The 11,825-nt window shown below is 48.4% G+C and carries 10 protein-coding genes; all 10 read right to left on the bottom strand.

Annotation, left to right across the window (positions count from 1 at the left end):
• Positions 1 to 84: 84 nt before the first annotated feature.
• A complete protein-coding gene (gene lpxC, locus BM099_RS13975; RefSeq protein ID WP_090728748.1) occupies positions 85 to 999 on the bottom strand; it encodes a UDP-3-O-acyl-N-acetylglucosamine deacetylase in 915 nt (304 codons plus the stop codon).
• 90 nt (positions 1,000 to 1,089) lie between these two features.
• On the bottom strand, positions 1,090 to 2,253 hold the full coding sequence (ftsZ, locus tag BM099_RS13970; RefSeq protein WP_090728747.1) for a cell division protein FtsZ: 1,164 nt from the start codon (positions 2,251 to 2,253) through the stop codon (positions 1,090 to 1,092).
• Positions 2,254 to 2,337: 84 nt separating this feature from the next.
• A complete protein-coding gene (ftsA, locus tag BM099_RS13965) occupies positions 2,338 to 3,630 on the bottom strand; it encodes a cell division protein FtsA (protein ID WP_090728746.1) in 1,293 nt (430 codons plus the stop codon).
• Positions 3,631 to 3,636: 6 nt separating this feature from the next.
• A complete protein-coding gene (locus BM099_RS13960; RefSeq protein ID WP_090728745.1) occupies positions 3,637 to 4,476 on the bottom strand; it encodes a cell division protein FtsQ/DivIB in 840 nt (279 codons plus the stop codon).
• Between the two features lies 1 nt (position 4,477).
• Entirely contained in the window at positions 4,478 to 5,425 is a 948-nt protein-coding gene (locus BM099_RS13955) for a D-alanine--D-alanine ligase (protein WP_090728744.1), read from the bottom strand.
• Positions 5,422 to 6,867, bottom strand: coding sequence for a UDP-N-acetylmuramate--L-alanine ligase (gene murC, locus BM099_RS13950; protein WP_090728743.1), 1,446 nt, complete (start codon positions 6,865 to 6,867; stop codon positions 5,422 to 5,424). The genes BM099_RS13955 and murC overlap by 4 nt, the downstream gene beginning before the upstream one ends.
• Positions 6,864 to 7,943, bottom strand: a complete 1,080-nt coding sequence (gene murG, locus BM099_RS13945; protein ID WP_090728742.1) for an undecaprenyldiphospho-muramoylpentapeptide beta-N-acetylglucosaminyltransferase — start codon at positions 7,941 to 7,943, stop codon at positions 6,864 to 6,866. The genes murC and murG overlap by 4 nt, the downstream gene beginning before the upstream one ends.
• A complete protein-coding gene (ftsW, locus tag BM099_RS13940; protein WP_090728741.1) occupies positions 7,930 to 9,300 on the bottom strand; it encodes a putative lipid II flippase FtsW in 1,371 nt (456 codons plus the stop codon). The genes murG and ftsW overlap by 14 nt, the downstream gene beginning before the upstream one ends.
• The gene (gene murD, locus BM099_RS13935) at positions 9,297 to 10,646 is read right to left on the bottom strand and encodes a UDP-N-acetylmuramoyl-L-alanine--D-glutamate ligase (protein ID WP_090728740.1); all 1,350 of its coding nucleotides are present in this window, start codon (positions 10,644 to 10,646) and stop codon (positions 9,297 to 9,299) included. Before murD ends, ftsW begins: the two co-directional genes overlap by 4 nt.
• A 92-nt stretch (positions 10,647 to 10,738) precedes the next feature.
• A complete protein-coding gene (gene mraY, locus BM099_RS13930; RefSeq protein WP_090728739.1) occupies positions 10,739 to 11,821 on the bottom strand; it encodes a phospho-N-acetylmuramoyl-pentapeptide-transferase in 1,083 nt (360 codons plus the stop codon).
• Positions 11,822 to 11,825 lie beyond the last annotated feature (4 nt).

The following is an 11,825-nucleotide window of genomic DNA, read 5'->3' as shown; positions in this document are numbered from 1 at the left end:
CGCCGCACTAATAAAGTTGTAACCTGTTTCTCTTTATATATTAAAAAGCCGGGCTAAAGCCCGGCATTCTAATAATCATACAATTTAATCAGCCAGAACCGGCTGCTGATAAGAGATCGGAGCTTTTTGCTCCTGATCTTCAAACGTAACAATTTCCCAGGCATCCGTTGTTTCCAACAACTTATTCAGCAATAAATTGTTCAGAGAATGGCCTGATTTATAACCAATAAACTCACCAATTAAGCTTTTACCCAGCAGATACAGATCACCTACCGCATCCAACACTTTATGCTTCACAAATTCGTCATCGTAACGCAAACCATCGTCATTCAGAATACGGTAGTCATCAACAACAATCGCATTTTCCAAGCTGCCACCTAAGGCAAGGTTTTGTGAACGCAAGTATTCAAAGTCACGCATGAAACCAAACGTTCTCGCCCGGCTTACTTCTTTCACAAAAGAGGTGCTTGAGAAGTCCAATGTGGTTTCTTTGTTACGACCTTCAAAAGCAGGGTGCTCAAATTCAATGCTAAAGCCGACTTTAAAGCCATCAAAAGGACGAAAAGTAGCTGACTTGCCATCAGAAGTAACTTTGATCTCTTTTTTAATACGGATAAACTGCTTAGCAGCTTCCTGCTCAGCGATACCCGCTGATTGAATCAGGAATACAAACGGCGCTGCACTCCCATCCATAATCGGTACTTCTTCAGAGCTCAACTCGACAATAACATTATCGATGCCTAATCCCGCCAAAGCAGATAGCAAATGCTCAACCGTAGCAACACGAACACCATCCTTACTCAAGTTGGTAGATAATGTTGTATCTGCTACATTTTCGGTGCGCGCTGGAATATCAACTACAGGCTCAACATCAGTACGGCGAAAAACAACACCCGTATTTACAGAGGCCGGTTTAAGCGTTAAATACACTTTTTGGCCGGTGTGCAGACCAATTCCGGTAGCCTTAATACTGTTCTTCAGGGTTCTTTGTCTGATCATGCGTCCGCCAATATGAAAAATGTCTCAATAACTCAAAATAGTAACAAAAAAGCGCCAAATCGGCAACCAATGCCACCGCTAAGACTGATCTTAATCAACCTGTCGACGAAGGTATGTGGGTATATCCAACATATCAACATCTTGCTGTTTATCCGTCTTATGCTCCGAGTTTTTCACAGGCTCAACCAGTGCTTCCTGCTTCTGACGACGTAAAACCGAAGGCAGCTCTATTTGATTAAACTTAGCCTTATTTTCGCTACGCTGATGAGTCGGTTTTACCGCCTCAACGGTTTCCAGACGCTTGTCAAAACCGGTAGCAACGACGGTCACTTTAATATCATCTTTCATTTCAGGATCGATTACCGTACCCACAACGATGGTCGCGTCATCAGCAGCATATTCTTCAACGATGTGTCCGACTTCAGTAAATTCTCCTAAGCTCAGATCCAGACCCGCAGTGATATTTACCAGAATACCACTCGCCCCTTTCAGGTCGACATCTTCGAGTAATGGACTGTTTATTGCTGCCTCAGCCGCCACTGTTGCACGATCTTCTCCTCGTGCTGTTCCAGTACCCATCATCGCCATGCCCATTTTAGACATCACGGTTCGCACGTCTGCAAAGTCGACGTTGATCATACCCGGACGAGTGATCAAATCTGCGATGCCCTGTACGGCTCCGCGCAACACATCATTTGCGGCATTAAATGCAGATATCAGACTGCAGTTACGACCCAGCACTTTCATCAACTTTTCATTTGGTATAATGATCAGTGAGTCTACGTTTTCACGTAATTCCGTAATCCCTTCATCAGCAAGCTTCATACGCTTACGGCCTTCAAACGGAAATGGCTTGGTCACAACAGCAACGGTCAGAATACCCATCTCTTTAGCCACTTCTGCAACAATAGGTGCCGCACCTGTACCCGTGCCCCCACCCATTCCAGCGGTAATAAAGACCATATCAGCACCTTTGAGCAACTCAGCGATATGCTCCCGATCCTCTTCTGCTGCCAGACGCCCCACTTCAGGATTTGCGCCTGCGCCCAAACCTTTAGTCGTAGAGGCTCCGAGCTGAAGCAAGCCTTTGGCTGACATCTTCGCAAGCGCTTGAGCATCTGTGTTGACACACAAAAAATCAACGCCCTCCAAATCAGTTTTAACCATATGTTCGACAGCATTACCGCCGCCGCCGCCTACACCGATCACTTTGATCACTGCATTCTGTGGAACACTGTCTAATAGTTCAAACATTTCATTCTCCTGTCGGATTCCACGCCTTTAACTGCAACCCGGCGATACTGATCGATACCGATACCATTTGAAGTATCGGATAAATTAAAAATTTCCTTTAAACCAATCTTTTACCCGGCTAACAAGCCCCGGGCCTTCGTAGACTGGTTTTGCAACAATCGGTGGTGTAGCGCGCTTCTCACCCGCCAGCACTTCTGCTTTAGAAGGCATACGTACCGATGAGGCACTGCCAGCCCGCCCGCCCTGACTGGCGTAATGCAGCAAACCAATACCGGTCGCAAAAATCGGGTTATGCAGAATGTCGTCCATTCCGCGCACGCCCTGCGGCATCGCCAGGCGTACCGGCATATGGAAGATCTCTTCTGCCAGTTCGACCACCCCTTCCATTTTCGCGGTACCGCCGGTCAACACAATACCGGCAGCCACTAAATCTTCAAATCCACTGCGGCGTAACTCCGCCTGCACCATGGACAATAATTCGTCATAACGTGGTTCAACCACTTCGGCCAGTGCTTGACGAGACAGGTCACGCGGTGGCCGATCACCGACACTCGGTACCTTGATGGTTTCGTCTACATTAGCCAACTGTGCCAATGCACAGGCGTATTTTATCTTGAGCTGCTCGGCATGTTGTGTCGGCGTGCGTAATGCCATGGCGATATCATTGGTCACCTGATCGCCGGCAATCGGAATCACGCCAGTATGGCGGATTGAGCCACCGGTGAAAATGGCAATGTCGGTGGTGCCGCCACCAATATCCACCATGCAAACACCGAGATCTTTTTCATCATCGGTCAGTACTGCGTAGCTGGAGGCCAATTGCTCCAACACCACACCATCGACTTCTAACCCACAACGACGCACACATTTTTCAATATTCTGTATCGCATTAATCGCGCCCGTCACCAGATGTACTTTGGCCTCTAAACGCACACCAGACATGCCCAGCGGTTCTTTAATGCCTTCCTGGTTATCAATCAGATATTCCTGCGGCAGGATGTGCAGAATTTTCTGATCAGCAGGAATGGCCACCGCACTGGCGGCATCGATAACGCGCTCCAGATCATGATCCATTACTTCACGATCACGCACAGCGACAATGCCATGTGAGTTCAGACTGCTGATATGGCTACCCGCAATGCCAACGGTGACAGAGTGTATCTTGCAACCGGCCATCAATTCAGCTTCTTCAACGGCGCGCTGAATCGATCCGACCGTCGATTCTATATTGATCACGACCCCACGCTTCAGACCCCGCGACGGATGCGAACCAATACCGACAACCTCGATATGGCCATCCGGCATAACTTCGGCTACCAGGCACACCACTTTAGAGGTGCCGATATCCAGTGCGACGATCATGTTATCATCTGACATACTTTCTTAACCCGCCTTAACCTGTTCTTCATGCTTACGCCACTTCACAGCAACACCATTGGTATACCGAATATCTACTTTCTCTATCTGCTCAGCACGTGGCGCTAACTCTTTTTGATATACATGTAAAAAGCGCTGTAACCTTTCCCGCAACTGCTCTCTCCCGACGATCACTTCTATTCCGTTATCCAGAACAAGAGACCACGCGCCTCTTGCCTCCATTGAGAGTCCTGTCATTTTAACATCAGCGCCTTGAAATAACCGACTCAAATCATGATATTGCGCCATCAATTGTTGCGTCTGGGTCGCTGGACCATTTAAAACAGGTAAAGACAAATACCCTTGGGTCGATTCAGGCCAGAAAATATCCCCCTGATGATTAAGCAAACCTTTACCGCCCCAGCGAGCTACCGGTATTTGCTCATCAATCGTCACTTCAACAGCCGGTGGCCAGTCTCGTTTGATTTTTGCGCCATGCACCCAAGGGTCGTCCAAAATCGTTTCACGCAAGGTCGCAATATCAACATTCATTAACGGTGCATTGATACCTGCCGCGAGCTTTTCTGCCAATACGCGTTTATTAAGGTATTTTGTATCGCCAATAATTCTGACTTCAGCAATCGGCTTATCTAACCACATCACCGTCTGCGAATAGGCGCTGAGCATCAAACTACAAAAAATCAAAAAAGCAGTCAGTATCAATAATGGGCGCCAGTATCCTTCAGTCTCTTTTTCGCTCTGTTTTTCACTCTCGTCTTGAGAGCCTTTTTCAGGCGCAGCATCAGCCACCAGAGGCGGCAGTGCCGACTGGTCAAATACCCTGAGCTTCTGAAGGCCGGCAGCCATCTCAGTGCGCCTCTTTCAAAATTTCAACAACCAGCTGTTCAAAACTCAAGCCAGCTTGCCTTGCCGCCATCGGAACCAGACTATGGTCCGTCATACCCGGCGTGGTGTTCACTTCCAGCAGGTAGAAATTACCCGCAGCATCCTGCATCACGTCAACCCGCCCCCAGCCTTTACAGCCAATAGCAGCAAACGCCTGCTCTGATAACCTGAGCAATTCATCGCCTTTCTCTGCGCTCAACGTATCATCGAACAAGTAGCGAGTATCATTCGCCTGGTACTTGGCATCGTAATCGTAGAAATCATGCGGCGTTTCCAAGCGAATCGCAGGTAATGCATTGTTTTTCAGAATAGCGACCGTAAACTCAGACCCGGTAATCCATTTCTCGGCGATTACGCACTGATCATAACCACTGGCATCCGCCCAGGCTGATGCTAAGTCAGCTGCACTGTTCACCTTGTGCATGCCGATACTGGAACCTTCATGGGCAGGTTTGATCATCAAAGGAAAGCCAAGTTCCTGCGCACACGCTAATAAATCACTTTCAGCACGAAGTACTTTAAAAGGCGGAGTAGGAAGACCCGCACCAACAAACAACTGTTTACTGCGCAACTTATCCATGCCTAACGCTGACGCTTCAACACCGCTGCCTGTATAGGGAATCTGCATCATCTCCAGCAAGCCCTGAATGGTTCCGTCTTCGCCACCACGCCCATGCAGAATCAGAAACGCACAATCAATCTGTTCCTGCTGTATCTGCTTCACAGGATTCAGCTCACCCTGTGGACCATACAGATCCAGAAGAAAAGCATTCACCCCTGCAGCGCATAAGGCTTTATGCACCGCTGTGCCGCTGTTCAGTGACACAGCTCGCTCAGCAGAATTCCCACCATAAATAACGGCCACCCGGCCAAATGCTTTTGATTGCTGCTCACTTATCCGCTCACTCATGCTTTTTCTCCTGACAGATCAATGCCCGAAAGCTGATGAGCCAGCGCTGTAATATTTCCGGCGCCCTGTGTCAGTAACAGATCGCCCGGGCGCAGCAGATTGCGTAAAACCTCGGGTACTTCGTCGGCAGTTTTCACATATACTGGCTCAACATTCCCGCGCTGCCGGATACTGCGGCATAAACTGCGACTATCAGCGCCCGCAATCGGTTCTTCACCTGCCGCATAAACTTCCATCAACATTAAAACATCCACATCCGACAATACCTGTACAAAGTCTTCATACAGATCACGGGTACGTGTATAGCGGTGAGGCTGATTAATCATAACCAGTCGACGATCCGGCCAACCGGCCTTAACGGCTTTAATCGTCGCTTCCACTTCACGCGGGTGATGTCCGTAGTCATCCACCAGCATTACCGATCCACCAGCAATGCTAATATCATCCAACACCTGAAAACGACGCCCAACACCCGAAAACTTCTCTAGAGCTGCAGCGATGGCCTTGCCGTCAATGCCTTCATCAGTAGCAACCGCAATGGTAGCCAATGCATTGAGTACATTATGCTCACCCGGCATATTCAAGGTAATATCCAGATCAGCATGCGCTTCAGGACGCTTCACAGTGAAACGAGTATGCATTCCCGACTGACTAATGTTGACTGCCCGATAATCGGCATCTTCATTTAGACCATACGTCACAACAGGGCGACTAATTTCCGGCAATATTTCCCGCACCACGGCATCATCAGTGCATAAAACGGCTAAACCATAAAACGGCAAATTATGCAGAAATTCGACAAATGTTTTTTTCAATACATTAAAATCGCCGCCATAGGTGTCCATATGATCAGCATCAATATTCGTGACGATCGAAACCATCGGCTGCAAATGCAAAAATGATGCATCGCTTTCATCCGCTTCGGCGATCAGATAGCGACTGGCGCCCATGCGCGCGTTGGTACCTGCGCTGTTGAGCCGTCCGCCAATAACAAATGTCGGATCCAGATCCGCTTCAGCAAATACGGATGCCAGCAAACTGGTTGTCGTCGTTTTCCCATGCGTTCCGGCAACAGCCACGCCATGACGGTAACGCATCAATTCAGCCAACATTTCAGCGCGACGCACTACAGGAATACGCGCTTCACGCGCCGCTTTTACTTCGGGATTGGTATCGTTGACTGCACTGGAAATAACCACAACATCAACGCCCTGAATATTGTCAGAGGCATGACCTATATGAATGATGGCACCCATACCGACCAAACGATCCGTGGTAACCGATGCCCGTATATCTGAACCCGAAATCTGATACCCCTGATTACATAACACCTCAGCAATACCGCACATACCGACGCCGCCGATACCGACAAAATGAATAGTACGGATACGGCGCATTTCTGGCACTTCATAAACGGTTGGGGCTTGTGATACAGGACTCATTTCATACTCTCCAGACAGATTCTCGCTACGTGCTTGCTGGCATCCGGCTTAGCCACACTACGTGCCTTCAATGCCATTTCAGCTAGTAAGCCACGATCAGTCTTATTACGTAAAATCTCGACGAGATCATCTACCTTCAGGTCGGCCTGCTGGATAATCCATGCAGCACCGGCTTGCTCAAGATAGCGGGCATTACCCGTCTGATGATCATCGACAGCAAAAGGAAAAGGAATAAGCAACGCAGGAACACCGGCAATGGCCAACTCACTCACCGTTAATGCACCCGAACGACAGATAACCAAATCGGCCCAGCCATACGCTTCATCCATGTGTTCAATAAACGCATCCACACGAGCACTGACATTGAGTCTGCTATAGGCCTGTTGTGTGGCTTCAAAATTTTGTTTACCCGCCTGATGCCAAACATTCGGGCGCTCATCAACAGCCATCTGCGCCAGCGCTTGTGGGACGAGTTCATTAATTGCTTTGGCTCCGAGACTTCCGCCAACAATCAGCAAATTAATCGCCCCACTGCGTTGATCATAACGCTGCTGCGGTTCGGGCAGATCCAGGATCGCACCGCGTACCGGGTTGCCTGTTTGTTCTACTTTTACTGCTGAACCAAACGCACCGGGAAAAGCCACCAGAATACGTTGCGCCAACTTGGCTGATATCCGGTTAGTCATACCGGCGACGGCATTCTGCTCATGGATCACCAGAGGAACACCCAACAAACGAGCGGCAACAGCACCCGGGCCTGAAGCAAAGCCGCCCATACCCAACACCACATCAGGTTTAACAGCGCGCACAACCTTAACGGCCTGCCAAATAGCTTTGAGCAATTTAAAGGGCGCTAACAGCAAACTCAGACGCCCTTTACCACGTAATCCCTGTACATCAATAGTGTGCAGCGCGATGCCTGCATTGGGGACAACCGTGGACTCAATGCCTTTTTGTGTGCCCATCCAATGTATGGATACACCCTCTTGCTGCAAGCAGTGCGCTGTCGCCAGCGCCGGGAACACATGCCCACCGGTACCACCTGCCATAACCAACGCCGTTTTATGCTTTTTCATTCACCCTCCCTTTTGATAACTCATGAGGAGATAATTGATGAGAAAGTTCATGAGGAGATTCTGACTTGCTGTATTTAGCAATCCTCAGTTTTGGCTTTTTCGGCGATTCCTTCGATGAAGCCTTTGACGATTTCTTAAGTGATTTCTGAGGATCCTCCTCGGACGCCTCTTTATAACGAAGTGTCTTTAATTCAAAATCTATGCGCATCACAATTGAAATCATCACAGCACAAACCAACAAACTACTGCCTCCATAACTCAACAACGGCAACGTCAGCCCTTTGGTGGGTAAAGCACCAACATTAACACCGATATTGATCAAAGCCTGCGCCGCGAATATCAAGCCAAATCCATAAGCGATATAACCCATAAAAAACTGTTGCTGCTTCTCAGCCTGACGCCCGATCAGAAAAATCCGACCGATCATGATGACATATAAAATCACCACCATCAGCGCACCGATCAGACCAAACTCTTCCGCCAGTACGGAATATACGAAGTCCGTATGCGCTTCAGGCAGATAAAATAATTTCTGTACGCTGTTACCTAAACCTGTACCAAACCACTCACCTCGCCCAAACGCAATTTGCGCTTGCGATAACTGATAACCACTGCCGAAAGGATCAGCCCATGGATCCTGAAACGACTTCAATCGGGCCATCCTGTAAGGCTGAGCAATCGCCATCACACCAACAAGGCCGATAGCACACACCAATACCATGATGAACTGCCCAAAACGCATACCACCGAGAAATATCATCCCCATGACGGTACCCATGAGTACCACCGCCGCACCGTAATCGGGCTCAAGCAACAGCAAAAATACAAAAAAAGCCAGCGGAAGCACAGGTTTAACCACACCACCCCAACTGGTTCTCACTTCTGACAAGCGCCTTACCAAATAGCCGCCGACATAGATCACCATACAAAATTTAGCGACCTCTGATGCCTGCAGATTCAAAGGGCCCAGACTTATCCAGCGACTACTCCCGTTAACTTCACGACCAATACCCGGAATAAGTACCAAAACCAAAAACACAAAACCAATACCCAATAACACCGGCCCATACTTTTCCCACTTATTAATGGGAACTCTTACTGCAATGATTGATGCCACTATGGCCAGTAGAATAAAAAAACCATGACGCTGTGCAAAAAAGAAAGGGCCACCAAACTTCTGAGCAGCCACATCCATAGAGGCGGAGGTAATCATGACAAAACCCGTCAGAACCAAAGCCGCCGCAGTGCCTAACAACCATGGATCGAAAGGCATCACCCCCTGCTGAGGAAAAGACAACCAGCCAGACTGCCTTGCTGCACTAATTGTATTCGTGGGCGCATTCACAGACGTACTCATAACGCCTCCACCAGTGCCACAAACTGATGGCCACGATCAGCGTAATTTTTGAACATATCAATGCTTGCACAGGCGGGCGATAACAACACAATGTCACCGATAAGCGCTGATTCAACGGCACATTGCACAGCGCTTTCTAATGAAGAAACTGGCATCGTTTTCGTATGAGACAGCGTCTGGCGAATTTTTTCTGCATCCTGACCTATCAGAACAACCTTACGCACAAAACGATTAACCGGTGCGATCAAATCATCAAAATCCGCACCTTTACCATCGCCACCAGCGATCAGCACAATACGCTGCTCGTCAGCAAGGGTAGCCCCCAAACCCTCTAAAGCAGCGACGGTTGCACCAACATTGGTACCTTTAGAGTCATTATAAAAATTGACGCCTTTTTTATTCGCTACCCACTGGCATCGATGCTCCAGACCCGCAAAGCTTTTCAGTGTTTCCAACATCGCCGACAATGGAATATCAACCGCGCTACCAAGCGCCAATGACGCCAGTGCATTCGCTACATTATGACGACCCGGCATTTTGATCTCACGGCTGGGCAGCAACTTTTCGTGCCCCAGAGCTAACCACTCAACGCCGGCCTCTTCGATCAAGCCAAAGATTTTCAAATCAGGCTTACCCAGACGATAACCCCACAAAGGAACATCTTTAGGTAACAGTGGGTGTGTCAGCGCATCATCGCGGTTCTCAACGGCCGCTCTACAACCACGGAAAATCCGATGTTTAGCCTGATAATACCCCTGCATCCCATCGTAGCGATCCAGATGGTCCGGGCTGACATTCAGCACGGTTGCAACCTGTGCGCGTAATTCATGGACGGTTTCCAACTGAAAACTGGACAGCTCCAACACATACAGAGACTGTTCTCCCGCTTCCAGCATATCCAGTACAGGCGTTCCTAAATTTCCCCCGACACCCACATCAATGCCCGCTGTTTTTGCCATCTCGCCAACGAGTGTAGTGACGGTACTTTTTGCATTAGAGCCGGTAATAGCAACGATAGGTGCGCTTACTTCCCGACAAAACAGGTCTATATCACCAATCAGTGCGACACCGCTGGCAACCGCTGCTTTAATCGCTGCCAGCTGCTGCGATACACCAGGACTGAGCACCAACTCACTGGCCTGCTTCAAATAGCCTTCATCAAGTTCACCTAAGTGCAACTCGACTCCGGGAAACTCAGCTTTAATCTGCGCCAGATTCGGCGGATTAGTGCGCGTATCAGCCAAACCGAAACGCTGCCCTTTTTTCGCCAGATAACGCGCGCAAGAAAGCCCGGTTTGTCCTAAACCGATGACTATCTTTAACTGATCTGACGTAATCAATGACATTTTTCTTCCTGTTTCCTTAACTTACTTAACTCGCTTACCGCATTAACCTTGTTGATAAACACTATTGATAAAAAAGTGTTTATAAAAGGTTTTTAACGTAATTTGAGTGTGGCTAAGCCAACTAACACCAAAATAACCGTAATGATCCAGAAGCGCACAATCACTCTGGGCTCTGGCCAACCTTTTAATTCAAAATGATGGTGTATCGGCGCCATCCGAAATATTCGCCGCCCTGTTAACTTATAAGAAGCAACCTGCAAAATCACAGAGACGGTCTCCATCACAAAGACACCTCCCATAATCACAAGCACCAACTCCTGACGCACGACAACCGCGACAACGCCTAACGCAGCGCCTAAAGCTAATGCGCCCACATCGCCCATAAATACTTGCGCGGGATAGGTGTTAAACCACAGAAACCCCAGACCAGCACCGACAATAGCGCCACAAAAAACGATGAGTTCACCGGAACCCGCTATGTAAGGAATATGCAGATAATCTGCAAAGCGAATATGACCACTCAGGTAAGCAAAAACAGCTAAAGCCCCTGCCACCATTACCGTTGGCATGATGGCCAAACCATCCAGACCGTCGGTTAAGTTAACGGCATTAGACGTACCGACAATCACAAAATAGGTAAATACAATAAAGAAGATCCCCATATCGATAGCGACATCTTTAAAAAGAGGAACAATTAACTGCGTTTCTGCAGGGCTCTGCGCCGTAAAATACAACACTGAAGCCGCACCTAAACCGCCGACTGACTGCCACAAATACTTCCAGCGCGCGGGTAAACCCCGTGAATTTTTCTCGACCACTTTACGCCAATCATCAACCCAACCAACGGCGCCAAAAATCAGCGTTACAATCAGCACAATCCAGACATAGCGATTGGAAAGATCCGCCCATAGTAAAGTGCTGATGGCTATCGACAGGATAATCAATGCACCACCCATAGTGGGTGTACCTGCTTTGCTCAAATGAGATTGTGGCCCATCATTACGCACAGATTGGCCGATCTGTTTTGCTTTCAAATAATTGATCAATTTCGGGCCGATAAATAAGGAGATGGCGAGCGCTGTCAAAACCCCCATAATGCCTCGCAGTGTTAAATACTTGAACACGGCTATGGCAGAAAAAAACTCTGAAAGGTAATCACTCAGAATTAACAGCATCGTC

The organism is Neptunomonas qingdaonensis (assembly GCF_900113275.1).
GTDB classification, from domain to species: Bacteria; Pseudomonadota; Gammaproteobacteria; order Pseudomonadales; family Balneatricaceae; genus Neptunomonas; species Neptunomonas qingdaonensis.
Note: the sequence above shows the minus strand (reverse complement) of the source record. Positions and strands in the feature narration are given on the sequence as shown.